The sequence below is a fragment of the Mycobacterium hackensackense genome, from assembly GCF_025822555.1.
GTDB lineage: Bacteria > Actinomycetota > Actinomycetes > Mycobacteriales > Mycobacteriaceae > Mycobacterium > Mycobacterium fluoranthenivorans.
On sequence record NZ_JACKUC010000029.1, the window covers coordinates 298,454 to 322,946 of the forward strand.

The following is a 24,493-nucleotide window of genomic DNA, read 5'->3' on the forward strand; positions in this document are numbered from 1 at the left end:
CTCCTTGAACTGAGAAATCAGGAAGCGTCAGTGGTGGTCTCGGCAGCGGCTTCGGTGCCGGTGGTCGCGCCGGCCAGCAGCTCCTGCTCCCACTCGGCCAGCGGCTCGGCGGCCTCGGCTGCTTCGGTCTTGCCGGCACCGGCACGGGCCTGCAGGCCCTCGGCCACGGCGGACGCGATGACCTTGGTCAGCAGCGCGGCCGAGCGGATCGCGTCGTCGTTGCCCGGGACCGGGTAGTTGACCTGGTCGGGGTCGCAGTTGGTGTCGAGGATGGCGATGACCGGGATGCCGAGCTTGATGGCCTCGTTGACGGCCAGGTGCTCCTTGTTCGTGTCGACGACCCAGATGGCCGACGGCACCTTCTGCATGTCCCGGATACCGCCGAGGCTGCGCTCCAGCTTGTTCTTCTCACGCGTGAGCATGAGGATTTCCTTCTTGGTGCGGCCTTCGAAACCACCGGTCTGCTCCATGGCCTCAAGCTCCTTGAGGCGCTGCAGACGCTTGTGCACGGTGGAGAAGTTGGTGAGCATGCCACCCAGCCAGCGCTGGTTCACGTAGGGCATACCGACCCGCGTCGCCTCAGCGGCGATGGACTCCTGGGCCTGCTTCTTGGTGCCGACGAACATCACGGTGCCGCCGTGGGCGACGGTCTCCTTGACGAACTCGTAGGCCTTGTCGATGTAGGTCAGCGTCTGCTGCAGGTCGATGATGTAGATGCCGTTGCGGTCGGTGAAGATGAACCGCTTCATCTTGGGGTTCCAGCGCCGGGTCTGATGCCCGAAATGGGTGCCGCTGTCGAGCAGCTGCTTCATGGTCACTACGGCCACGATGGTGCCTCACTTATATATCGGTTGTCGCCCGGCATCGGGTGATACCGGACCCTGGCGTCCGCTGCTGCCGGACCCGTTTCGGTTTCCCGAAGCGGGACCGCCCGGCAAGCTGGTGCAACCCTGGTTCCCGGAGGGAATGGCGATTGCAAAGCAGGCGCGCGAAGTCAGCCCACAAAAGTGAGCTGCGGGTAGCAGTTTACACCGTGGATACCGGTGCTTTTACCACCGCAGTTATCCACAGTCGGGCCCTCATCCACATTCTCCGGCGACCGCCTTCCCATACCGACGGCGGACCGCTGAACTGGGATGATGAGGTTTCTCGCCGTGCTGTCGGCAATGCTCGCCGCGGCCGCCCCGGCACACGCCGACACCACCCGGCTGGGCTGGCCGCTACAGCCCCGCCCAGCCGTGACACGCGGCTTCGACGCCCCAGCACCCAACTGGAACCGCGGCCACCGCGGTGTCGACCTCGCGGGGGCACCCGGACGACCGGTCTATGCCGCCGGGCCCGGGACGGTGGTGTTCGCCGGCGAACTGGCCGGCCGGCCACTGGTGTCCATCAGCCACCCCGGTGGCTTGCGCACCAGCTACGAACCGGTGCGCGCGACGGTGCGGGCGGGCCAGCTGGTGGCCGCCGGAACCCCGATCGGTGTGCTGATCGCCGGGCATGTGGGCTGTCCCGCCGCGGCGTGCCTGCACTGGGGCGCGATGTGGGGCCCGGCCGCGCGGGCCGATTACGTCGATCCGCTGGGGCTGATCGCCGAGACACCCATCCGGCTCAAACCGGTCAGGCTCGCGGGTGCGCCTGGTCGTGGACCGCCCGCAGTCGCGCCACCGTGACATGGGTGTAGAGCTGCGTGGTGGCCAGTGAGGAATGGCCCAGGAGCTCCTGCACGATGCGCAGATCGGCGCCGCCCTCGAGCAGATGGGTGGCCGCGCTGTGCCGCAGTCCGTGCGGCCCGATATCCGGTGCACCGTCGACCGCGGTCATGGTGTCGTGCACGACGGTGCGGACCTGACGCTGGTCCACCCGGCCGCCGCGGGCTCCGAGGAGCAGGGCCGGCCCGGACTTCTCGGTGGCCAGCTCGGGCCGACCATCGGTGAGCCAGGCGTGCAGAGCCACCGCGGCCGGCTGCCCGAACGGCACAGAGCGTTGTTTGTTGCCCTTGCCCAGCACCCGCAGCACCCGCCGCGACGTGTCGACATCGTCGATGTCCAGCCCGCACAGCTCGCTGACCCGGATACCGGTGGCATAGAGCATCTCGACGATGAGCCGGTCCCGCAGCGCGAGCGGATCTCCCTGCTGCGCACCGGAGTTGAGCGCCTCCAGCGCGTCGAGCGCCTGATCCTGGCGCAGCACCGCGGGCAGGGTGCGGTGAGCCTTGGGGGTCTGCAGCCGGGCCGCCGGGTCGGTGCGCAGCAGACCCCGGTGGCACGCCCACGCGGTGAACGTCTTGACCGCCGAGGTGCGCCGGGCCAGCGTGGTGCGCGCCGCTCCCGCACCGGCCTGCGCGGCCAGCCAGGAGCGCAGCGTGATCAGGTTCAGGCTGTCCAATCCGCCGCCGGTGAATTCGAACAGTGCCCGCAGGTCACCGAGGTAGGCGCGGCGGGTGTGCGCGGATCGGCCACGCTGAAGCTCCAGGAATTCGTCGAATTCCTCCAGAAGGGGCCCAATCTGCACTCCCCCACCGTGCTCAGCCGCACGCGCCCTGTCTAGGTGACGCGCCGCAGCGTGTCCGGGGTGAGATCCGCCAGTGACCGGTAACCGTCGATCGCCATGATCAGGTCGGCCTCGGCGAGCAGGGATCGCAAGACGTGCACCACGCCGTCGACGCCGCCGAGCGCCAGCCCGTAGGCATACGGCCGCCCGACGCCGACCGCGGTGGCACCCAGCGCGAGCGCCTTGACGATGTCGGCGCCGCTGCGCACCCCGGAGTCGAACAACACCGGCAGCCCGTCGGCGGCGGCCACCACGTCGGGCAGGCAGTCGATGGCGGGCAGGCCGCCGTTGGCTTGGCGGCCGCCGTGGTTGGAGCAGTAGATGCCGTCGACCCCGGCGTCGCGGGCGCGGCGCACGTCATCGGGATGGCAGATGCCCTTGACCAGCAGCGGCAACGTCGTCAGGGTCCGGAGCCAGGCCAGGTCGTCCCAGGTGACGCATTGGCCGAAGTTCTGGATCCAGCTCAGGATCGCGCCCTGTGGGTTCTCCTCCGGCGGCTGCGCCAGCCCGGCCCGGAACACCGGGTCGCTGGTGTAGTTGGTCAGGCAGTGCCCCCGCAACTGCGGGAAGTTCGAGGTGCTCAGGTCGCGCGGCCGCCAGCCGGGCACCCAGGTGTCGAGCGTGACGATGATGCCCTTGAACCCGGCGGCCTCGGCGCGCGCCACGAAACTCGCCGCCAGCTCACGGTCTTTCGGGGTGTAGAGCTGGAAGAAACCCGGGGTCTCACCGAATTCGGCGGCGACGGACTCCAGGGGGTCCGCGGTCAGCGTGGAGACCACCATCGGGACGCCGGTCCTGGCGGCCGCGCGGGCCGAGGCGATATCGCCGTGACCGTCCTGGGCGCATAGCCCGATCACCCCGATGGGCGCCATGAACAGCGGCGACGGCAAGGTCAGCCCGAACAGCTCCACCGTCAGGTCGCGTTCGGTGGCGCCGACGCACATCCGCGGGATCAGGCCCCAGTTCTCGAACGCGGTGACGTTGACCCGCTGGGTGCGTTCGTCGCCGGCACCCCCGGCCACATACGACCACAGCGACGGGGACATCGCCTTCTCGGCCCTGGCCTCCAGTTCGGCGTAGCCGATCGGGAGGGTGGGCACGACCCCGGAGAGGCCCTGGAAGTAGATCTCGAGCTGATAGTCGCCGAATGCCATGGGGTCAGTCTGACTGGCCCGCTTCGACTTTCGCCAGCTCCGCTTTCCACTGCCGGAAGGTCTCCTCGGTCCGCCCGCGGCGCCAGTACCCGGAGATGGAGGCCCACTTGGCCTCGACACCGCGCTCTTTGCGCAGATAGGGCCGCAGATTGTGCATGACGGTCTGCGCTTCGCCGTGCACGAAGACCTGCACCTGACCGGGCAGCCATTCGGCGGCGCGCACCGCCGCGATGAGCGGCGCGTGGTCACCGGCGACCGAGTCGGGCACCTGATCGGCACGGCCGCCGCGGTGGATCCAGTGCACCGCGACGCCCGACGGGGCGGTCAGGTCGAGCTCGTCCTCGGGTCCGGCGACCTCGATGAAGGCCTGCCCGACCGCGGTCGGGGGTAGGGCGTTCAGTGCGGCGCTGATCGCCGGCAGTCCGGCTTCGTCACCGGCCAGCAGGTGCCAGTCCGCGGCGGGGTCCGGCGCGTAGGCACCGCTGGGGCCCATCAGGTAGGCCAGCTGGCCGGGTTGGACCTTCGCGGCCCACGGGCCGGCCACCCCCTGCTCGCCGTGCACCACGAAATCGACTGTGATCTGGCGCTTTTCGGCATCGACACGGCGGACGGTGTAGGTGCGCACCGTGGGTCGCCGATCCTCGGGCAGCTCGTTGAAACTGTCCAGGGTCAGCGGTCGCGGGAGCGCGCTCACATCGGCACCGTCGGGGAGGATGACGAACTTGACGTAGGAGTCGGTGAACGCGCTGGGGGTGAAGGTGTCAAAGCCCTGCCCCGCCCCGGAGCCACCGAGCACCAGCCGGATCATGTGCGGTGTCAGCTGCGTGGAGCTGATCACCTCGAAGGTATGGACCGGACGTCCCGCCACAGTGCCTCCCCGTTCTGTTAGACGATCTCCGCACCACTGTACGAGTGGCCGGCCGGCGGCGGTCGGCTACGCCGGCGTGGACCGCGACACGATCCGCCACCTGCCTTCCTTTCGCTGCACCAAGCCCGACACCTCGAGCAGCGCCAGCGGCCCGAGGACGGACTCCGCGGGAAGGGCAGCATCGACCGCGATCTCCTCAAGGCTGCGATAACCCCGCGCCGGCAGCGCCTCGTACACCAGCCGCTCGGGCCGGGACAGCCCGTCCAGTGCTGCGACCGGGTGTTCGGGCTCGTCGGCAAACTCCCCGGCCTTGCCCACGATCTCGACCAGTTCGTCGGGCCGGTCCACCAGCAGCGCCGTGCCCCGCAGCAGCACATGGCAACCCGCTGACGCGGAGGACGTCACCGGTCCGGGCACCGCACACACCACTCGTCCCATCGCCGCGGCCCACGAGGCGGTGTTGGCCGCCCCGCTGCGCAGCCCGGCTTCCACCACGACGGTGGCACGCCCGAGCGCGGCCACCAGACGATTGCGGGCCAGGAAGCGGAACCGGGCCGGACGCACGCCGGGTGGGTACTCGGTGAGCAGCAATCCGGTCTGTGAAATCCGGTGCAGCAGAGCCGAATGACCGCTCGGATACGGCACATCGATACCGCCGGCCAGCACGGCGACCGTGCAGCCCTCGGCGGCCAGCGCCGCCCGATGGGCCGCGCCGTCGATCCCGTAGGCGCCGCCCGAGACCACCGCCACATCGTGTTCGACGAGCCCGTCCGCCAGGGTCGCGGCCATATGTTCGCCGTAGGCGGTGGCCGCCCGGGTGCCGACGATGGCCGCGGCGCGGTCGGCGATATCGTCCAGGCGCGCGGGCCCGATCGCCCACAGCACCATCGGCACCCGCCCGTCCTGTTTCCTCCTGACGTCTTCGGCCCCGAACGCGGCGAACGACAGGTACGGCCACTCGTCATCGTCCGGCGTGATCAGCCGGCCGCCGCGACGATCGAGCATCGCCAGATCGTCTGCCGAGCGGTCGATATCCCGGCGCCCCGCCACCGCATCGGTCAACGACGGCGGCTCGGTGCCAGACCGTATCCTGGCGGCCGCCTCGACCGGACCGTGCACGCCGACGTACTCGGTCAGTGCGGGACAGGGTGGTTCGGTCACGCGGGACAGATAGGCCCACGCCCGCCGGGTCTGGTCATCGGCCATCGTTGACCACCTCATCGCGGAAGCTCAGCGCCGTGCCCACGTCCACCACCGTCGGAGATTCCTTGCCGGCCAGATCGGCGATGGACCATGCGACACGCAGGGTTCGGTCGACTCCGCGGATGCTCAGCGTGCCGCGATCGAGCGCTGTGCGCAGCGGTGCCATGGCCTCGCGGCTCAGCCGGAACGCGCGCCGCAGGATCGGCCCGGGCACCTCCGCGTTCGTCCGCACCCCGACGGCCTGCCATCGGTGCGCCGCGGCGGCCCGGGCGTTGGCCACCCGTTCCCGGACCACCGCGGTGGGTTCGGGGACCTGGTCGCCGAATGCCCCGCCGCGCACCTGATGCATCTTGACGCGCAGATCGACCCGGTCCATCAACGGGCCGGACAGCTTGCCCAGGTAGCGCCGCTTCACCGCGGCCGGGCACACACAATCGCGGGGATTGGCCGGTGCACAAGGACATTCGTTGGCCGCGAGAATGAGCTGGAACCGCGCCGGGTATTTCGCCACCCCGTCGCGGCGGGCCAGCCGGATCTCGCCGTCCTCCAGGGGCGTCCGCATGGCTTCCAGCACGCTGGTACCGATTTCGGCGCATTCGTCCAGGAACAGCACGCCGCGGTGCGCCCGGCTGACCGCACCCGGGCGGGCGATGCCCGAGCCACCACCGACCATGGCCGCGACACTGGAAGTGTGATGCGGTGCGATGAACGGCGGCTCGGTGATCAACGGCGTGGCCCCGGTCAGCAACCCGGCCACCGAATGGATCGCCGTCACCTCCAACGCCTCCTGCTCCGTCAACGGCGGCAACAACCCCGGAAGCCGTTGCGCGAGCATCGTTTTACCGATCCCCGGCGGCCCCGACAGAAACAGGTGATGCGCACCGGCGGCGGCCACCTCGACCGCATACCGGGCCTGGGTCTGCCCGACCACATCAGCAAGATCAGCCACCACCGCCGGCGCAGGCGCCACAGTCTCCAGACGAGCGGCCAACCCACCCTTGCCCGCCAGCCACGCCTGCAACTGACCCAGCGTGCGCACACCCCACACCTCGATACCATCCACCAGGCTGGCCTCGGCGAGATTCTCCTCGGGCACCACGACCACCGGCCACCCCTCGTTCTTGCCCGCCCACACCGCCGGCAGAATCCCGGTCACCGGCCGCACCCGCCCATCGAGCGCCAATTCCCCCAGCAGCAAGGTCTTTTCCAGCCGCGGCCAGTCCTTCTTCCCGTGCGCGGACAACACCGCAGCCGCCAACGCCAAGTCGTACGCCGAACCGTTCTTGGGCAGCGTCGCCGGTGACAACGCCAGCGTCAACCGCGACATCGGCCAGGTATTGCCACAATTGGTGATCGCCGCACGCACCCGGTCCCGCGACTCCTGCAACGCCGCATCCCCCAAACCCACCAGATGCACCCCCGGCAGACCAGAGGTGATATCCGCCTCGATCTCGACGATCACCCCCGCCACCCCACGGATCGCCACCGAAAACGCCCTCCCCAGCGCCATCAGCCGACTCCCCGCACATGCGCCAACTCCGGCACCCGGGTCCGCCCGATCCGCACCCCGACCACATCGATGCGCACGCCGGCCCAACTGCCCCGCTGCTGCGCCAGCCACACCCCGGCCAACCGCCGCAACCGACGCACCTTCGCCGGCGTCACCGCCTGCGCCACCCCACCGAAGGCATCACTGGTCCGGGTCTTGACCTCCACGAACACCACCGTGGAACCATCCGCAGCGATCACATCCAACTCGCCGTAACGGCACCGCCAATTACGTTCCAGCACCCGCAAACCCAAGGCCTCCAGGTGCGCCACCGCCAACCGCTCCCCCAACGCACCGATCTCGGCGCGACTCCATGTCTCCATGGACCCCAGGATCGACCGCACAACCGACAACATCACCCACGCCGGCACCCAAAACGGCTAGTTATCCACAGTCACCGATCCATCCACAGGCCCCGGCCGAAACCGGCCTTCTACCAAGCGAGTAACTGCGATTTCGGCGCCCGAGCGACGGAGTCGAACTCACCCAGCACCGAGACGTTCGTCCCGGCCGGCAGCACCGTGGTCAGTTCCTCGGCCAGCATGCGCAGTGACCGCGGTGACGGTTTGTCCACATCCACCAGCAGCAGGTATCTGTTCGTTTCACGGATACCCGCGGAGCTCAGCAGTTCCGATGCCAGCACACTGCCAGCACGGCCGGCAGGTCGTCGCGGTAAGGACTCCAGGAACGGCTGCACCGACGCGAGCACCATGTCGTGCTGTTCAGCCAGTGGGCCGTCCGCTGCCATGTCGATCGAGATCACCCACGTGGTCATCCCGACCACGTTAGGGTGGCCCGCTTCTAGGAAGCTGAGTAAGCGGGTACTCGCTTTCAGGCCAGCGCGTCGAACGCCCGTCTGGCCGTTAGGCCAGCGCATCAAACAGCGCCGCCAGCTTGCCCGGCGACACCGAGACACCGCACTGGCTGCGCAGCGAGGTCAGCGGGCGAGCGATGTTCTGCAGGTCCAGGAACTCGCCGGGGTGTCCGGTGAAATAGCCCCTGATCGCCGCGGACGCATCACCGGTGTCCTGATTGCCTGCGGCGGTGAGGACATCGTTGGCGCCGGGATGCGCATCGAGGTAGCTCCCCGCTTGCGCGAGCACGCCGCTGGCGGTGCTGGCCAGACCGCTCGCCGAACACGGGTCGGCCGCGGCTGCGGTCGGGGCCGTGACGGTGGCGAGAACGGCAGACGCGCTGAACAGGAGGAGGGCAATCGGCTTCATTGCTCGATCCTATGGATTCGCTACGACATCGCGCAGACTTTGCGCGGACCGGCTCGCGTGTCCCGGGACTTGTCGGACCTCCGCGCTACGTTGCGCCCATGACTTTCGACATGGAGTCCTACGTCGACCTCGACCTCCCCACCAGGCGTTCCCCGGGCGTCGGCTCGTTCGATGCCGATGCCGCCCTGGATCTGGTGACCGAGTTCTGCATCTCGCGGGATGTGTACCTGGGCACCAAGTACTCGGTCATCCCGCAGTTGGACCGGGCGCTGCGGATCGCGTCCTTGATCGGGCCGGACAAGCGATGGTCCCGGATCGCACGTTGGTCGGGCAATGACGATACCGGCGCTGCCCCCGGGGCCATCGTGCCGAACGATCTGCGGGACATCCTCTACAGCCGGTTCGTTGCTGCCATGCCCGATGCGCGATGGCTGCCACCGATCAGCGTGGTGTCCGTCAGCAGGTGGGCCCGGTTCTCGCAGTCGATGCGCAGCGCCCGGGACCTCGATCTGGGCTGGATCGTCCCGATTCACCGGGAAGTGCTTCTGGTGCCGATGCCGACGGTCCGCTATGCCGACGGCAGTGCCGGTGTGCTGCACGACGATACCGGCCGCCCGGCCATCGAATGGTCTGACGGATCCGGCATCTACTATCTGCACGGCACCGAGTTCGGTGAATCGGTCTATCAGCGGATCGTCGGCCACGAGATGACCATCGAGGCCGTCGCCGGCCTCCGGAACGCCGATCAACGGTCGATTGCGTTGCGCTACCTCACTTTTGAGCAACTCGTCGGCGGGTCCGGCGCGCAGTTGGTCGACACCGATGCGCGCGGCGCCGGCCTTTACCGCCTGTCCCTGCCCCCACGGCTGACGCGAGACCGCGCACCGGGGTACGGCACGTTCGACTACTTCATCCACCGGCGGGATGCAGGTGATGTGGTCGAATGGGTCGACCCGCGAAATGCTCTGCGCCACAAGGCTGAATCCAACGCGGACTGAAGTGCTCGGGATCACCGACGGACAGTGACTCCGAATCGAAGTCGAGGGCGCGGAGAAGTAACCGCACCGGCACGGGTATGTTGCTAAGGGCAGCCTCAACTTAGGAGAGGATCCTTGATGCGTGCCCGATGGGGTCGATTCACCGCCTTGTTCGCGGTCCTTGCGCTGGTCGCCGCCGCGACTGCTTGCTCGTCGGGCACGCCCAACGACGAACTGCTGATCTACAACGCTCAGCACGAGTCGCTGGCCAAGGAATGGATCGAGGCGTTCACCAAGGAGACCGGGATCAAGGTCACCTACCGGCAGGGCGGTGACACCGAGCTGGGTAACCAGATCATCGCCGAGGGAGCTGCGTCTCCGGCAGACGTGTTCCTCACCGAGAACTCACCGGCGATGGCCGCGGTCGAGAAGGCCGGACTCTTCGCCGACGTCGATGCGGCCGTCCAGCAGCAGGTGCCCGCGCAGTACCGCCCGGCGTCGAACAAGTGGACCGGCGTCGCCGCGCGCACAACGGTGTTCGTCTACAACAAGGCAAGACTGCAGGAGAATCAGCTGCCGAAGTCGATCATGGACCTGCAGTCTCCGCAGTGGAAGGGTCGCTGGGGCGCACCACCCGCCAAGGCGGACTTCCAAGCCATCGTCGCGGCCATGCTCGCCCTCACCGGTGAAAAAGCCACCGCGGCCTGGCTGTCCGGGATGAAGACCAACGCGACCATCTTCCAGGACAACATCGCCACCCTGCGCGCGGTCAACGACGGTCAGGTCGACGGCGGCATCATCTACCACTACTACTGGTTCCGGGACCAGGCCAAGACCAAGGACATCAGCGCCAACACCGCGCTGCACTACTTCCGCAACCAGGACCCCGGTGCGTTCATCAGCATCTCCGGCGGCGGCGTCCTCAGTTCGAGCAAGAAGAAAGACCAGGCCCAGCAGTTCCTGCGGTTCATCACCGGCAAAGCCGGTCAGGAGGTCCTGGAGAAGGGCACCTCGTTCGAATACCCGGTGGCCAGCGGCGTCCCGGCCAACCCCGCCCTGCCTGCGCTGGACACCCTGCAGGCACCCCGGGTGGATCCCTCTGACCTGAACGCCACCAAGGTGACCGACCTCATGACCAGCGCCGGCCTCCTGTAGGTGGTCACTACCCAGGCCCCGCGCACCACCCGCACCGGAGCCGGACCGCTGTTGAGCGGGACCGTCGCGCTGCTGGTGGCGTTGACGTTCATCCCGCTGGGCTACGTCGCCTGGGCGATTGTCTCCACCGGGCCCGCCCGCGTGTACGCGTTGGTGGTCCGTCCCCGCGTCGGGGAACTGCTCGTCAACACCGTCGGGCTGGTGGTGGTGACGGTGCCGATCTGCATTGCCCTCGGGGTGGCCGCGGCCTGGTTGGTGGAACGCACCGATGTGCCCGGCCGGGCGGTGTGGCGCCCACTGCTGGTGGCCCCGCTGGCAGTGCCGGCCTTCATCAACAGCTACGCCTGGGTGAGCGTCTGGCCGCAACTGCACGGATTCGGCGCCGGGGTGCTGGTCTCGGCACTGTCCTACTTCCCCTTCGTCTATCTGCCTGCCGCGGCCACGCTGCGCGGGCTCGACCCTGCTGTCGAGGAATCCGCACGCGCCCTGGGATCCAGCCCGGTCGGGGTGTTTTTCCGGGTGGTACTGCCGCAACTGCGGTTGGCCGTGCTGGGCGGCGGCCTGCTGATCGGGGTGCATCTGCTTGCCGAGTACGGCGCCTTCGCCATGCTGCGGTTCGCCACCTTCACCACGGCGATCTTCGAGCAGTTCCAGGCGACCTTCGACGGCGCCGCAGGCGCAACCCTGGCCGGGATTCTGGTGACGCTGTGCCTGGTGCTGCTGCTGGCCGAGGGCACGTTGCGCGGCAAGGCCCGCTTCGCCAGGATCGGCTCGGGTGCCCCCCGCATACTCACCCCGATTCCGTTGCGCGCCTTCGGGCCGGCGGCGACGGCCGGGCTCGCCGCGCTCACTGCTCTGGCGCTCGGAGTGCCGGTGTGGACGTTGACGCGCTGGTTGCTCATCGGCGGCACCGCGGTGTGGTCGCTCAGCGATCTGGGCACCGCCCTGCTGCAGACGACCCTGCTGGCAGCGGGGGCCGCGATATTGGCCACGGTGCTGGCATTTCCGTTCGCCTGGCTGGCCGTTCGGTTCAGCGGTCCCCTCGCCCGCACCGTGGAGGGCGCCAACTTCATCACCAGCGCGATGCCGGGCATCGTCACCGCGCTGGCATTGGTGACGGTCGCCATCCGGTTCGCCCCCGGGCTCTATCAGACGACCGCCCTGGTGCTGTGCGCCTACCTGTTGATGTTCCTGCCCCGCGCGTTGGTGAATCTGCGTTCCGGCCTGGCCCAGATCCCGCCCGCACTGGAGGAGGCATCGCTGTCTCTGGGCCGATCCCCCGCGCACACCTTCTTCCACGTGACGCTGCGGTTGACCGCTCCCGCCGCGGCCGCCGGGATGTGCCTGGTGTTCGTGGCCGTCGCGACTGAACTGACCGCCACCCTGCTGCTCGCCCCGACCGGCACCAGAACGCTGGCCATGCGGTTCTGGTCACTGTCCAGCGAGCTGGATTACGCCGCCGCCGCGCCCTACGCGACGGTCTTGGTCCTGCTCTCCATCCCGGTGACGGTGTTGCTGTTCAGACAGTCGACAAAGGTGGCGGCCGCATGAACACCCTTGACGTCACGTCACTTTCGAAATCGTTCGGCACCGCACGGGTGCTGGATTCGGTGAATCTCACACTGACGCCCGGCAGTACGACGGCGGTGGTCGGCGCATCCGGTTGCGGAAAGACCACCCTGCTGCGACTGGTCGCCGGGTTCGAGAATCCCGACGCGGGGACCGTCGAGATCGACGGCACACAAGTGGCCGGTCCGGGCCGCTGTGTCCCCGCGCACCGACGAGCCGTCGGGTACGTCGCCCAGGACGGCGCCCTGTTCCCTCATCTGAACGTGGGCGCGAACATCGCCTACGGCCTGCACGGCCGGCTGGGCAGGAAAGCCATTCGCGAGCAGGTGGCACGACTGCTGGAGACGGTGTCGCTGGACCAGTCGTTCGTCGCCCGCCGCCCCCACGAATTGTCCGGCGGCCAGCAGCAGCGGGTCGCGCTGGCCCGCGCGCTGGCTCGGCGACCGGCACTCATGCTGCTCGACGAACCGTTCTCCGCGCTGGACACCGGCCTGCGAGCCGCCACCCGAAAGGCGGTCACCCAGGTGCTGCTCGACGCGGGTGTCACCACCCTATTGGTCACCCACGACCAGGCCGAGGCGCTCTCGATCGCCGACCAGGTCGCGGTGATGCGCGACGGGCGGTTCACCAGTGTCGGTACCCCGCAACAGGTCTACCGCAATCCCGCGGATCAGTTCACCGCCGAATTCCTCGGCGACTGCGTCCTGCTGCCCTGCACGGTGCGCTCCGGTAGCGCCGAGAGCGCACTGGGCCGGGTCCCCGTGGCGGCGGACGACGGTCCGGGCACCCTGATGCTTCGGCCCGAACAGCTGCGCGCGACCGTCACCGCCGACTCCCACGGCGGTACCGGTCTCGGCATCGTCGTCGGCAGCGAGTTCCTCGGACACGAGGTGCTGCTGACGATCGACCCCGGCGGGGATGCCCCTGCCTTCACCGTCCGCCAGCACAGCATCGACCCGCCGCCGGTCCATGCCAAGGTGTGCATCGACATCATCGGAAGCGGCCTGGTTTTCCGGTGAGCCCGCTCATCGACCACCTGGCGTCCCTCGGCGAGCGCCCGGCAGTGCACGGCGCGGAATCGACGCTGACCTACCGCCAACTCGCGGTCCAGGTATCCAGTGCCGCAGCGCAATTCACCGGTGATCGCGGTATCGCACTGATCGAGGTGCGCAACGACATCACCACACTGGTGCAGTATCTGGGCGCACTGGCGGCCGGGCATGTCCCGCTTCCGGTTCCGGCCGGGCGCGATCACCGCGCCCTCATCGAGTGCTACCGGCCCGATTTCGTCGCCGACGCCGGCGGGGTACACCATCGCGGAAGGCAGGGGCACCGCCTACACCCGGAGTTGGCGCTGCTGCTGTCGACATCGGGCAGTACCGGTTCCCCCAAGCTGGTGCGGTTGTCCTCCGAGAACCTCTTGGCCAATGCCGCAGCCATCGCCGACTACCTCGATATCCGTGAAACCGACTGTGCCGCCACCACGTTGCCGATGTCCTATTGCTATGGACTGTCGGTCATCCACAGTCACCTGCTGCGCGGAGCCGCGTTGCTGCTGACCAACCTGTCGGTGACCGACGACGAGTTCTGGACGCTGTTCCGCCGCTACCGCGCCACCACGTTCGCCGGGGTGCCCTACACGTTCGATCTGTTGGAGCAGATCGGATTCGACTCCATGGACCTGCCCGATCTGCGCTACATCACCCAGGCCGGTGGCCGGATGGCGCCGCGGCGGATCCGTGAGATGGCGACGCTGGGCCGACGCCGGGGGTGGGAGCTTTTCGTCATGTACGGCGCCACCGAGGCCACCGCGCGGATGGCCTACCTGCCGCCGCATCTTGCGCTGTCCCTACCGGGTGCGATCGGGCGGGCGATCCCGGGCGGGCAGCTGCGGGTCGACGCCCCCGACGGTGAGATCGGCGAACTGACCTACCGCGGACCGAATGTGATGCTCGGCTACGCACACAGTGCCGACGATCTCGCGCTGGGCCGCACCGTCGACATACTGCGCACGGGTGACCTGGCCCGGCACCTCGGCGACGGCCTGTACGAGGTGGCGGGCCGGGCCAGCCGGTTCGTGAAGATGTTCGGTCTGCGGATAGATCTCCAACGCTTGGAGGCATCCCTGCGCGACCGCGGCATCCTCGCGTGGTGCACCGACGACGCCGACACCCTCGTGGTGGCCGCACTCGCCGACCCGGCGCAGGTGCGCGACGCCGTGGCCGCCATCACCGGCGTGCCACCGGCCGCCGTGCGCGCAGCCCGGGTCGACGAACTGCCGGTGCTGCCCTCCGGTAAACCGGACTATCCGGCAGTGCGGGCGCTGGTCCCGGCGCACGCGGCAACATCCACCGTCCGTGCGGTGTTCGCCGATGTCCTGCACCTCGACCCCGACCGCATCGATCCCGGCGCAAGTTTCGTCGATCTCGGCGGCAACTCCCTGACGTATGTGGCGATGTCGGTGCGGCTGCAGAAGGTCCTCGGCCGGCTACCGCCGCAGTGGCAGCAGGCCCCGGTGCACGATCTGGAACAGGCCGCGCAGCCGGCTACGCTCGGCACCGCGCTGGAAACCAGCATCGCCCTGCGGGCGCTCGCGATCGTCTTGATCGTCGGATCCCATGCGGGACTCTTCACACTCTGGGGTGGCGCACACATCCTGCTCGGTCTGGCGGGCTACAACTTCGGCCGGTTCTGCCTGACGCCGGTATCCCGCAGCGACCGGGTCCGCCATCTGCGCCACACCATCGGCTGGATCGCCGTTCCGGCGATCGTCTGGGTGGCCGTCGCACTGGTCGTCACCGACGATTACCACGCCACGAACCTCTTGCTGGCCAACAAGTTTCTCGGCCCAACCGACAGCATGACGGCCGGGCGGTTGTGGTTCGTCGAAGTGCTGGTGTGGATCCTGCTGGGCCTCACCGCGCTGTGCTGGCTGGGCGACCGCGCCGAACGACGGCACCCGTTCGCCTGCGCCGCAGCGTTTCTGGCGCTCGGGCTGATGCTGCGCTACGAATTCCCCGGCCGCGACGGGTGGTTCACCATGGTGGCATTCTGGTTCTTCGCAGCGGGGTGGACGGCGGCGAAGGCCACCTCGGCCTGGCAGCGCCTGGCGGTCACCGCCGTGCTCGCTTCGGGGATCCACGGCTACTTCGGCAACACCAACCGGGAGATCCTCGTGTTCACCGGGCTGGCGCTGCTCATCTGGCTGCCGACCGTGCGGTGCCCGGCGCCGCTCGCGATGATCGCGGGCGTGGTTGCCGAAGCGTCGCTCTACACCTACCTCACACACTTTCAGGTGTACCCGTTGTTCGGCGAGCACCGGCTGCTGGGTGTCCTGGCTTCCGTCGCCGCGGGCATCGCGTTGAGTCAGCTGATCAACGGGATCCGCAGGCGCATCCGTCAATCCCGGTCGGCCAACAATCCTTCCTGGACCAGGGTCGCGGCGATGACGCCGTCGGCGCGCACCAGGCTGGCGGTGATGACGCTGCGCCCCCGCGCCGCCGCCGGTGAGGACGACTCCAGCAGATTCCACTCGTCGGCCCGGACCGACTGATGCAGCCAGATCGACGAATCGGTGGTACCGGTGCGGTGCGTGCGGTCGCTCATGGAGTGGCCGTGCACCTGTGAGGCCGGGTCGACCCCGTACAGATCGGTGATGTACACGGCGATCAGCGTGTGCAGCAACGGCACATCGGGCAGCGGCGCGGTCACCCGCCACCACATCCGCCGGACGAAATCCGGTCCGGAGCCGACGTCCTCGATCCGGATGTCGAGTTCCTCCAACGGCAACGACGGCGCCGGACCGGGCGGGCCGGTCGGCGGCAAGGTGTCCGGGTGCGCGGGCAGCACGGTGTGTACCCCGTGTTCGGGGCCGGCCAGCGGCACGGTGAACGACACCGTCGCGGCGGTGAGCAGCCGACCGCCCTGGCGGCTTTCGACGCGGCGGGCGGCAGCGGTGCGCCCGTCGTACATCCGATCCACCCGCAGGTCGAGCACCGCGCCGGCATCCCCGCCGCGCAGGAACTGCAGGTGCATGTTGGTGGGCTGGAATGCCGCATCGAGGGTGTGGCAGGCGGCGGCCAGGCTCTGGGCGGCGATCAGCCCGCCGAAGGCCCGCTTACCCTCGGGCCCGCTGGCCACGCCCGTCCACGCGTCATGACCTGCCTCCGTGAGGTCGAACAGTGCCGCGAGCGCGCTCATGCCACCGTGCCGGCTTCGGTCAGGCGGGCGAGCTCGTCCGCCTCCAGCCCCAGCGTGTCGACCAGCACCTGCGCGGTGTGGTCACCGAGCGCGGGTGACGGCACCGCGGGCGGGTAGCTGCCGTCGATGGCCACCGGCAGCCCCGGCGCCAGGTAGCTACCGACGCGGGGCTGGTCCAGGGTGGTGAACAGCGGGTTGTCGGTCACCGACGGGGCGGCGGCGGCGTCGGCGAAGCTGCGGTAGCGTTCCCACAGGATCGAGGTACCCGACAGCGCGGCGCTGATCTCCTCGGCGGTGTGCGCGCTGAACCACGGGGTGAACAGCCCGGTCAGCGCATCGCGATGCTGGTAGCGCCGGCCTTCGTCGGTGAAATCGGCACCCAGCGATTCCCCGAGCGCCGCAACCGCTTTGGCGTTGCCGGTGACCTCGGACAGGTCCCGGAAATGCCGCCCGGTCAACGCGACGATCATGAACGCGGCACCGTCGGCGCTGGTGAACTGTTGTCCGTACTGGCCGTAGATCGAGTTGCCGATGCGCGGCCGGTCCGTGCCGTTGATCATCACCTCGGTCAGAAAGCTCAAGTTGCCCGCGGTGGCCAGCGCGACGTTCTCCAGCGGGATCGACACCCGCTGGCCCTGTCCGGTGGCATCGCGGTGCCGCAACGCGGTGGTGACGGCCAGCGCGGTGTACAGACCGCAGGCCACATCCCAGGCCGGCAGGACGTGATTGACCGGAACGTCGAGGCCTTCGGGCCCGGTCACCAGCGGAAATCCCAGGCCGGCATTGACGGTGTAGTCAACCCCGGTGCCGCCGTCGGCGCGACCGGAGATCTCCACATGGATCAGGTCGGGCCGCACCGCTGCCAATGTGTCGTACGAATGCCACTGCCGCCCAGCCACATTGGTGATCAGCACACCGGCCTCGGCGATCAGCCGAACCACCAGGTCCTGTCCCTGCTCCGAGCGCATGTCCACCGCGACCGACCGCTTGCCCTTGTTCAACCCGGCCCAGTAGATGCTCTCACCGTCGCCGGTCACCGGCCAGCGCCGGTAATCGGCGGCCCCGCCCACCGGGTCCACCCGGATCACCTCGGCGCCCAGCTGGGCCAGCGTCATTCCGGCCAGGGGTACGGCGACGAAACTGGAGATCTCGATGATGCGCACACCGGCCAACGGCCGGAGCGCCTCAGGTGCGTCAGTCACCCCGGTCACGTTACGTTGGTGCCGTGCCCTCGATCACGCTCGATACCCCTGCCGGTCCCATCGACGCATTGCTGAGCACCCCGACGGGGCCCGGGCCGTGGCCGGGGGTGGTGGTCGTGCACGACGCCTTCGGATACCGGCCGGACAACGAGGCGGTCTCCCAGCGGATCGCCGACGCCGGCTATCTGGCCCTGACCCCGAACCTGTACGCACGGGGCGGCCGTGCCCGCTGCATCACCCGCGTCATGCGGGAACTGCTGACCCAACGTGGGCGCTCACTCGATGACATCTTGGCCGCGCGCGACCATCTGCTGGCCCTGCCGGAGTGCACCGGCGCGGTCGGCATCGCAGGCTTCTGCATGGGCGGGCAGTTCGCACTCATCCTCTCCCCCAAGGGATTCGGTGCATCGGCCCCGTTCTACGGCGTACCCTTGCCACGCAACCTGGACCGCACGCTGTCCGGTGCCTGCCCCATCGTGGCGAGCTTCGGCCGCCGCGATGTACTGGGCATCGGCGCGCCGGAGAAGCTCAGGCGAACCGTGAACGCCCACCACATCACCGCCGATATCAAGGTCTACCCGGAAGCCGGGCACAGCTTCGCCAACCAACTGCCCGCGCAGCCGCTGCTACGGGTCGCCGGGTTCGGCTACAACGAGGCCGCCACCGCGGACGCCTGGACGCGGGTGTTCACCTTCTTCCGCGAACACCTGCGGGCTTAGTCGGGCAACCGCAGTTCGGGCTTCTCCACCTCTTCGATGTTCACGTCCTTGAAGGTGATCACCCTGACCTGCTTGACGAAGCGCGCCGGGCGGTACATGTCCCACACCCAGGCATCGGCGAGCCGCAGTTCGAAGTAGACCTCACCGTCGGCGTTCCGCGGCACCAACTCCACACTGTTGGCCAGATAGAACCGGCGCTCGGTCTCCACCACGTAGCTGAACTGCCCGACGATGTCCTTGTACTCGCGATACAGCGAGAGCTCCATCTCGGTTTCGTACTTCTCGAGATCCTCGGCACTCATCTGCTCTGCTGTCCTTCGTCTAGGTTGGGTTCCATCATTCCGCACTGCGCTTCGGTATCCAACCGCGGACGCGTCGCCTCGACCGATCCCGCAACGCGTGCGATATTGGCGAACGAGAACCGGTGCTGGCGGCACGGGCCCAGTCGCTCCAACGCCTCGGTATGGGCCGCCGTGCTGTAGCCCTTGTGTTCGGCGAAACCGTATCCGGGGTGCTCGGCCTCCATGGCGACCATCATCCGGTCGCGACTGACCTTGGCCAGCACGCTCGCCGCGGCGATACAGGCGGCGGCCGCGTCACCGCCGATCACCGGCAGCGACGGAACCGCCAGGCCGGGTACCCGGAAGCCGTCGGAGAGCACGTAACCGGGACGCATCGGTAGGCCGGCGACCGCGCGGCGCATCCCCTCGATATTGGCGAAGTGCACCCCGCGTCGATCCACCTCTGTCGATCCGATGATCACCACGTGATAGGCCACGGCGTACCGGCGGATCAACGGGAACAGCCGCTCCCGTTCGGCCTCGGTGAGCCTCTTGGAATCGTCGAGGGCGTCCAGGCTGGAAAGCCGGTTCGGGCCGAGCACGCACGCGGCCACCACCAGTGGACCGGCACACGCACCGCGCCCCACCTCGTCCACACCCGCCACCGGGCCGAGTCCGCTGCGGTACAGCGCGGACTCCAGGGTGCGCAGGCCGGATCTGCGGATCACGGTCCTCGGGGGCCAGCTCGCCGGCAACGCCGCAGCTCCTAGGAGGCGGGAGCCGTCTGCGGGTTCACGCTGTGCACGCCACCCCAACGCGATGGCGGCCACGCGATGAACCGGGCCTTACCGATGACGTTGTCGACGGGCACCGTGCCTGCCACCGGATCGCCGGTGCACAACAGGCCCTTCTGCGCATCGGCAGGCAGATTGCTGCAGTGGGCGCGCGAGTCGGCCGAATGAGTGCGGTTGTCGCCCATCACCCACAGCCGGCCATCGGGCACCTTGACCGGGCCGAACTCATTGCCCAGGCAGGGGTAGACGTTGGTGTCGGCCATCATCGTCGTCGGGTCCAGGTAGGGCTCGTTGAGCTTCTTCCCGTCGACGGTCAGCCCGGTCGCCGCTCGGCATTCGACGGTCTGGCCGCCGACCGCGATGACCCGTTTGACCAAGTCGTTCTCATCCGGGGGCACGAAACCGACGAAGGACAGCGCGTTCTGCGCGAAGCGGATCACCGGGTTGTCCGACCGGATCGACTTGTAGCCGATATTCCAGTTCGACGGGCCTTTGAAGACGATCACATCGCCGGGCTCGGGCTTGGAGAAGTCGTAGGTCAGCTTGTCGACCATGATCCGGTCCCCGACGCAGCCCGCGCACCCGTGCAGGGTGGGCTCCATCGATTCGGACGGGATCAGGTACGGGCGCGCCACGAAGGTGAGCACCACGTAGTACATGACCAGCGCGATGGTGACCAGGATGACGCCCTCACGCAGGGCACCGCCCTTGCGCTTGGGCTCGTCGCCGTCTTCGGATACATCCTCGACGGAGTCTTCCGCCGTGCCTTCTTTTTTGTCGTCGGTCACGGCATCAGGGTAATCAGCGTCATGCCGCGTTCCCTGGCAGGGCGCGTCAGCGCTTCTCCTTGATCTTCGCCTTCTTGCCGCGCAGTTCGCGCAGGTAGTACAGCTTGGCGCGACGCACGTCGCCACGGGTCACGACATCGATGTGGTCGATGTTGGGCGAGTGCACCGGGAAGGTCCGCTCGACGCCGACGCCGTAGCTCTCCTTGCGCACGGTGAAGGTCTCCCGGGCGCCGCCGCCCTGGCGCCGGATCACGGCGCCCTTGAAGACCTGGATGCGCTCCTTGGAGCCCTCGATGACCTTGACGTGCACATTGATCGTGTCGCCGGGGCCAAAGGCCGGGATATCCTCGCGCAGCGACGCCTGATCGATGAAGTCCAGCGTGTTCATCGGTGACACTTCCTTGCTGTTAGCGGCTCGTGTCAAACCACGCCGGGCGCGGTCGAGCCGAGGTATTTCGGGTGTATCGGGTTCTGCGTCACGCAGCAGGCTTCACGCTTCACAGGCGAGGCCGTGCGCAGACAACTGCTCAATTGTGCCAGACGGCACGCATACGACGAAATCGCCGTATACGGGCACGAAACGCCCGGAGTCGGTAGCTGCGCGGCAACGGCACTCTGCCGTTAGGCTACGTAAACGTCACGACCGGCATCCAGGGGTCCGAGCTCGGGCCGAAAAGTCTCGGTTTACCCAGCGGTTCACCCGGTTACTGACATGCCACGTCAAGGAGGAGAGCTATGCGCGCGCGGCCGTCGAAGTTGATGACGGTGACCGCGACCGTGCTCTGTACCGGCGCGCTGGTATCGGCCTGCGAGGCCAAGGTCTACGGGACCCCGCCCCCGCCCCCCGAATCACCCCAGCTGACCGTCATCGCGCCTTTGGGCAACTCCGCCCCGCTGCCCGAGACGCCGCCCGACCAGCCGACCGCCGCATTCGACGGACTGGACATGCGTATCCGACAGGCCACCGCGGAAGCCGCCAGATCCGGCGCCGATATCACCGTGGCCATCCTCGACCGCAACACCGGCCAGCTGGTCACCAACGGCGCAGCCGATACCGTGGCGATCGCCTCGGTGGTGAAGCTGTTCATCGCCGACGATCTTCTGCTGCAAGAGGCCAAGGGCCAGACCACTCTCAGCCCCGACGACCGCCGGATGCTCGATGTCATGTTGCGCTCGTCGGATGACAGCGCCGCCGAGGTCTTCTGGAATCGCAGTGGTGGTAGCGCGATCATCAACCGGGTCGTCGCGCGCTACGGGCTGTCGGCGACGCGGCCGCCGGGTAACGGCCGCTGGTACAACACCACCAGCACGGTGACCGACCTGGTGCGCTACTACGACATGCTGCTGGCAGGCACCGGTGGACTGCCGCTGGCCGACGCCAGCATCATCTTGTCCAATCTCGCCGAATCCACACCCACCGCCCCCGACGGCATGGTGCCCGGCGGGGTGTACCCGCAGCGCTTCGGGATCCCGGAGGGATTACCCGCGGAACCCGTTGCGGTGAAACAAGGGTGGATGTGCTGCATCGGCGCCGACTGGATGCACCTGTCCACCGGGGTGATCGGCCCGGACCGGCGCTACGTGATGGCGATCAGTTCGATGCAGGCCGCCGACGCCACCAAGGCGCGCCAGACCATCACGCAGGCGGTGGCCACGATCTTCCCCGGCGGGCGTATCTAGACCTCGTCGAGCAGGTCCGGCCGACGGTCACGGGTGCGCGCCAGCCCCTGCTCGTGCCGCCACGCCGCGATCTTGGCGTGATCGCCCGAGAGCAGCACCGGCGGCACCTCCAGGTCGCGCCAGACCGCCGGCCGGGTGTAACTGGGCCCCTCGAGCAAGCCGTCAGAATGCGAATCCTCAAGGTGGGACTGCGGATTGCCGAGCACCTCGGGGAGCAGTCGCACCACGGCCTCCACCATGACCAGTACCGCGGCTTCACCACCGGCCAGCACATAGTCGCCGATGGAGACCTCTTCGACGCGCATCCGGCGGGCGGCGTCATCGGCCACCCGCTGGTCGATCCCCTCGTAACGGCCGCAGGCGAACACCAGATGCGATTCGGCACTCCAGCGTTGCGCGACGGCCTGGGTGAACGGTCGCCCTGCCGGCGTCGGGATCACCAGAAGTGTTTCCGGCGAACAGATCTCGTCGAGCGCCTCACCCCAGACGGGCGCCTTCATGACCATCCCCGGGCCGCCGCCGTACGGGGAATCGTCCACCGAGCGGTGCACATCGTGAGTCCACCGGCGCAGATCATGAACACCGACGTCGTAGATGCCCGCGTCGATGGCCCTGCCGGGCAGCGCCTGCCGCAACGGTTCCAGATAGGCGGGGAAGATCGTGATGACGTCGATCCGCATGGCGATTACAGATCTTCGAGATTGAGCAATCCGTCGGGCGGATCGATCACGACGAGCTGGTCGTCCAGCGACACCGACGTGACGATGGCTCCGACGAACGGCACCAGAATCTCGGCGCCCTCGGGGGTCGTGACCGACAGCAACTCGCCGGCCGCGGTGTGCAACACCTCGGCGACGGTGCCGACCGCGGCGCCGGCGACGGTCCGCACGGCCAGCCCTTCGAGTTCGTGGTCGTAGAACTCGTCGGGATCGGTGATGGGGGGTAGATCGTCGGTGTCCACCAGGAACACCGTGCCGCGGACTTCGTCGGCGCCGTTGCGGTCGTTGACGCCGGCCAGCCGCACCAGCAGCCGGTTGCCGTGCTCGCGCACCGCCTCGATGACGAATTCGCGCTGCGCACCGCCACGCTTGAAACCGCGTAACCGGGCGCCCGGGGTGAACCGGGCGTCCGGATCGTCGGTGCGGACGTCGACGACGACCTCGCCGCTGATGCCGTGGGCCTTCACGACCCGACCGACGACGAGATCCATTCCGTGCCCGCCCGACCTACTGGTCGGTGTCGACCACGTCGACGCGGATGCCCCGGCCGCCGATGCCGGCGACCAGGGTGCGCAGCGCGGTGGCCGTGCGACCACCACGGCCGATGACCTTGCCCAGGTCCTCGGGGTGCACATGGACCTCGACGGTGCGGCCGCGCCGGTTGGTCACCAGGTCGACACGCACGTCATCGGGGTTGTCGACGATCCCGCGAACGAGGTGCTCGACGGCGTCGACGACTACAGAGCTCATTCGGCGGCGGGGGCTTCAGTCTCGGTGGCCTCAGCGGCGGCTTCGGCAGGAGCGGCCTCGGCCTCGGCGGCTTCCTCCTTCTTGGAGGGCGCCTTCTTCTTCTTCAGCTGGGTGGCCTCGCCGGTGGGCTCGTTGTCCGCGGCGGCCAGGGCCGCGTTGAACAGATCCAGCTTGGACGGCTTGGGCTCCTTAACCTTCAGGGTGCCCTCGGCGCCCGGCAGGCCCTTGAACTTCTGCCAGTCACCGGTGACCTTCAGCAGCGCCAGGACGGGCTCGGTGGGCTGCGCGCCGACGCTCAGCCAGTACTGCACGCGCTCGGAATCGACCTGGATGAGGCTCGGCTCTTCCTTGGGGTGGTACTTGCCGATGACCTCGATGGCGCGTCCGTCGCGGCGGTTGCGCGCGTCGGCGACGGCGATGCGGTACTGGGGGTTGCGGATCTTGCCGAAGCGGGCGAGTTTGATCTTGACAGCCATGGTGAAGCGTTTCTCCTGTGATTGCCACGCTGGCAATTCGGCGATCCGGGCGGGGTGCCGGGATCCGGTTTTGCCTTTGCGTGTGTGACCGGGGTGCGGCGCATCTAACGTGTCGCACGCGGACAGCCGACCATTGTGCCAGAACGGCGACAGCCAGCCCAAATCCCCGTCAGACCACCCGGTCGAAGCACTTCACCTCGACGCGCCGCGTCATCCGCCAGCCGTCGGCGGTGCGCACGAACTCGTCCTCGTACCAGAGCCCACAGAACAGCACCTGCTGCTGTTCGCCGCTGGAGCCCGATGTCGCCGCCGGGGCGGCTCCGAGCACCATGGGGTTGAAGCACAGCGTCCGCGAGCTGGCGGTGTCGCCGGTGATACGGATATCGAAGTTCCCCAGCATGTGCGCGTACGCCGGGAAGTTCGGCAGCACCTGAGCCAGCCATGCCTTCACCTCGGGGAACCGGCCGTCCACCCCGCCCATGGCGCGGTAGTCGATATAGGCGTCCTCGGTGAACACGTGATCCAGGTCGTCGAACCGGCGGTTGTCGATGGCCGTCGAGTACGCCACCAGCAGATCCTGGATTTCCAGGCGGTCGGAGATCTCTTCGATGCTCAGCACGCCTCGATTGAACCACC

The 24,493-nt window shown here is 68.4% G+C and carries 27 protein-coding genes and 1 pseudogene; 8 read left to right on the forward strand and 20 right to left on the reverse strand.

Annotation, left to right across the window (positions count from 1 at the left end; all coding sequences use genetic code 11):
- Positions 1-17 precede the first annotated feature (17 nt).
- Positions 18-827, reverse strand: a complete 810-nt coding sequence (gene rpsB / locus H7J86_RS04585) for a 30S ribosomal protein S2 (RefSeq protein ID WP_090356822.1) — start codon at positions 825-827, stop codon at positions 18-20.
- Between the two features lie 312 nt (positions 828-1,139).
- Between rpsB and H7J86_RS04590 the strand changes: the two genes are divergently transcribed.
- Complete coding sequence (locus H7J86_RS04590) at positions 1,140-1,670, forward strand: M23 family metallopeptidase (protein WP_267289596.1); 531 nt, start codon at positions 1,140-1,142, stop codon at positions 1,668-1,670.
- Here H7J86_RS04590 and H7J86_RS04595 read toward each other — a convergent pair.
- The 8 genes from H7J86_RS04595 to H7J86_RS04630 form a co-directional block, all read right to left on the reverse strand.
- On the reverse strand, positions 1,618-2,505 hold the full coding sequence (locus H7J86_RS04595) for a tyrosine recombinase XerC (RefSeq protein WP_090357276.1): 888 nt from the start codon (positions 2,503-2,505) through the stop codon (positions 1,618-1,620). The genes H7J86_RS04590 and H7J86_RS04595 overlap by 53 nt on opposite strands.
- 38 nt (positions 2,506-2,543) lie before the next feature.
- Entirely contained in the window at positions 2,544-3,704 is a 1,161-nt protein-coding gene (locus tag H7J86_RS04600; protein ID WP_267289598.1) for an alpha-hydroxy-acid oxidizing protein, read from the reverse strand.
- Positions 3,705-3,708: 4 nt separating this feature from the next.
- The gene (locus H7J86_RS04605; RefSeq protein ID WP_187098968.1) at positions 3,709-4,572 is read right to left on the reverse strand and encodes a siderophore-interacting protein; all 864 of its coding nucleotides are present in this window, start codon (positions 4,570-4,572) and stop codon (positions 3,709-3,711) included.
- Between the two features lie 66 nt (positions 4,573-4,638).
- Positions 4,639-5,778, reverse strand: a complete 1,140-nt coding sequence (gene dprA, locus H7J86_RS04610; protein WP_267289600.1) for a DNA-processing protein DprA — start codon at positions 5,776-5,778, stop codon at positions 4,639-4,641.
- Complete coding sequence (locus tag H7J86_RS04615) at positions 5,768-7,285, reverse strand: YifB family Mg chelatase-like AAA ATPase (RefSeq protein ID WP_267289602.1); 1,518 nt, start codon at positions 7,283-7,285, stop codon at positions 5,768-5,770. The genes dprA and H7J86_RS04615 overlap by 11 nt, the downstream gene beginning before the upstream one ends.
- On the reverse strand, positions 7,285-7,647 hold the full coding sequence (locus tag H7J86_RS04620) for a YraN family protein (RefSeq protein WP_090357278.1): 363 nt from the start codon (positions 7,645-7,647) through the stop codon (positions 7,285-7,287). The genes H7J86_RS04615 and H7J86_RS04620 overlap by 1 nt, the downstream gene beginning before the upstream one ends.
- 110 nt (positions 7,648-7,757) lie before the next feature.
- Positions 7,758-8,099, reverse strand: a complete 342-nt coding sequence (locus tag H7J86_RS04625) for a hypothetical protein (RefSeq protein WP_267289604.1) — start codon at positions 8,097-8,099, stop codon at positions 7,758-7,760.
- A gap of 88 nt (positions 8,100-8,187) precedes the next feature.
- Positions 8,188-8,547, reverse strand: a complete 360-nt coding sequence (locus H7J86_RS04630; protein ID WP_090356832.1) for a heme-binding protein — start codon at positions 8,545-8,547, stop codon at positions 8,188-8,190.
- Positions 8,548-8,645: 98 nt separating this feature from the next.
- Here H7J86_RS04630 and H7J86_RS04635 point away from each other — a divergent pair, with 98 nt between their 5' ends.
- The 5 genes and pseudogenes from H7J86_RS04635 to H7J86_RS33535 all read left to right on the forward strand — a co-directional run.
- On the forward strand, positions 8,646-9,545 hold the full coding sequence (locus H7J86_RS04635) for a DUF6745 domain-containing protein (RefSeq protein ID WP_267289606.1): 900 nt from the start codon (positions 8,646-8,648) through the stop codon (positions 9,543-9,545).
- Between the two features lie 117 nt (positions 9,546-9,662).
- Positions 9,663-10,679 carry an iron ABC transporter substrate-binding protein gene (locus H7J86_RS04640; RefSeq protein WP_267289608.1) on the forward strand — a complete coding sequence of 339 codons (1,017 nt, stop codon included), beginning with the start codon at positions 9,663-9,665 and terminating at the stop codon, positions 10,677-10,679.
- Positions 10,680-12,230, forward strand: coding sequence for an ABC transporter permease (locus H7J86_RS04645; RefSeq protein ID WP_267289610.1), 1,551 nt, complete (start codon positions 10,680-10,682; stop codon positions 12,228-12,230).
- On the forward strand, positions 12,227-13,267 hold the full coding sequence (locus H7J86_RS04650) for an ABC transporter ATP-binding protein (RefSeq protein ID WP_267289612.1): 1,041 nt from the start codon (positions 12,227-12,229) through the stop codon (positions 13,265-13,267). The genes H7J86_RS04645 and H7J86_RS04650 overlap by 4 nt, the downstream gene beginning before the upstream one ends.
- Before the next feature lie 377 nt (positions 13,268-13,644).
- A pseudogene (locus H7J86_RS33535) lies at positions 13,645-14,682 on the forward strand (non-ribosomal peptide synthetase); the annotation flags it as partial.
- 965 nt (positions 14,683-15,647) lie between these two features.
- Here the strand turns inward: H7J86_RS33535 and H7J86_RS04660 are convergent.
- Both H7J86_RS04660 and H7J86_RS04665 read right to left on the reverse strand, forming a co-directional pair.
- Positions 15,648-16,448, reverse strand: coding sequence for an acyl-CoA thioesterase (locus H7J86_RS04660; protein ID WP_267289614.1), 801 nt, complete (start codon positions 16,446-16,448; stop codon positions 15,648-15,650).
- Positions 16,445-17,650, reverse strand: a complete 1,206-nt coding sequence (locus H7J86_RS04665) for a CoA transferase (protein ID WP_267289616.1) — start codon at positions 17,648-17,650, stop codon at positions 16,445-16,447. Before H7J86_RS04665 ends, H7J86_RS04660 begins: the two co-directional genes overlap by 4 nt.
- Positions 17,651-17,673: 23 nt before the next feature.
- On the opposite strand from H7J86_RS04665, the gene H7J86_RS04670 reads away from it, so the two are divergent.
- Positions 17,674-18,369 (forward strand): dienelactone hydrolase family protein, encoded by a 696-nt coding sequence (locus H7J86_RS04670; protein ID WP_267289618.1) that lies wholly within the window; start codon positions 17,674-17,676, stop codon positions 18,367-18,369.
- On the opposite strand, the gene H7J86_RS04675 is transcribed toward H7J86_RS04670, so the two are convergent.
- From H7J86_RS04675 to rplS, 4 genes are read right to left on the reverse strand one after another with little or no spacing between them, the layout of a single operon-like run.
- Positions 18,366-18,671, reverse strand: a complete 306-nt coding sequence (locus tag H7J86_RS04675; RefSeq protein ID WP_024450376.1) for a DUF2469 domain-containing protein — start codon at positions 18,669-18,671, stop codon at positions 18,366-18,368. The two genes, H7J86_RS04670 and H7J86_RS04675, sit on opposite strands and share 4 nt — an antisense overlap.
- Positions 18,668-19,405, reverse strand: coding sequence for a ribonuclease HII (locus H7J86_RS04680; RefSeq protein ID WP_267289620.1), 738 nt, complete (start codon positions 19,403-19,405; stop codon positions 18,668-18,670). Before H7J86_RS04680 ends, H7J86_RS04675 begins: the two co-directional genes overlap by 4 nt.
- A gap of 11 nt (positions 19,406-19,416) precedes the next feature.
- Complete coding sequence (gene lepB, locus H7J86_RS04685; RefSeq protein WP_267289622.1) at positions 19,417-20,232, reverse strand: signal peptidase I; 816 nt, start codon at positions 20,230-20,232, stop codon at positions 19,417-19,419.
- A gap of 46 nt (positions 20,233-20,278) precedes the next feature.
- Positions 20,279-20,620 carry a 50S ribosomal protein L19 gene (rplS, locus tag H7J86_RS04690; protein WP_090356852.1) on the reverse strand — a complete coding sequence of 114 codons (342 nt, stop codon included), beginning with the start codon at positions 20,618-20,620 and terminating at the stop codon, positions 20,279-20,281.
- Positions 20,621-20,967: 347 nt separating this feature from the next.
- On the opposite strand from rplS, the gene H7J86_RS04695 reads away from it, so the two are divergent.
- The gene (locus H7J86_RS04695; protein WP_267289624.1) at positions 20,968-21,912 is read left to right on the forward strand and encodes a serine hydrolase; all 945 of its coding nucleotides are present in this window, start codon (positions 20,968-20,970) and stop codon (positions 21,910-21,912) included.
- On the opposite strand, the gene trmD is transcribed toward H7J86_RS04695, so the two are convergent.
- The 5 genes from trmD to H7J86_RS04720 form a co-directional block, all read right to left on the reverse strand.
- Positions 21,909-22,592: a tRNA (guanosine(37)-N1)-methyltransferase TrmD gene (gene trmD / locus H7J86_RS04700; protein ID WP_187098959.1), complete on the reverse strand. Its 684-nt coding sequence runs from the start codon at positions 22,590-22,592 to the stop codon at positions 21,909-21,911. The two genes, H7J86_RS04695 and trmD, sit on opposite strands and share 4 nt — an antisense overlap.
- A 5-nt stretch (positions 22,593-22,597) precedes the next feature.
- On the reverse strand, positions 22,598-23,122 hold the full coding sequence (gene rimM / locus H7J86_RS04705; RefSeq protein WP_267289626.1) for a ribosome maturation factor RimM: 525 nt from the start codon (positions 23,120-23,122) through the stop codon (positions 22,598-22,600).
- Between the two features lie 16 nt (positions 23,123-23,138).
- Complete coding sequence (locus tag H7J86_RS04710; protein WP_090356861.1) at positions 23,139-23,381, reverse strand: RNA-binding protein; 243 nt, start codon at positions 23,379-23,381, stop codon at positions 23,139-23,141.
- Positions 23,378-23,857, reverse strand: a complete 480-nt coding sequence (rpsP, locus tag H7J86_RS04715; RefSeq protein WP_187098957.1) for a 30S ribosomal protein S16 — start codon at positions 23,855-23,857, stop codon at positions 23,378-23,380. The genes H7J86_RS04710 and rpsP overlap by 4 nt, the downstream gene beginning before the upstream one ends.
- Before the next feature lie 169 nt (positions 23,858-24,026).
- Positions 24,027-24,476, reverse strand: coding sequence for a nuclear transport factor 2 family protein (locus tag H7J86_RS04720; RefSeq protein ID WP_090356863.1), 450 nt, complete (start codon positions 24,474-24,476; stop codon positions 24,027-24,029).
- Between the last annotated feature and the right edge of the window lie 17 nt (positions 24,477-24,493).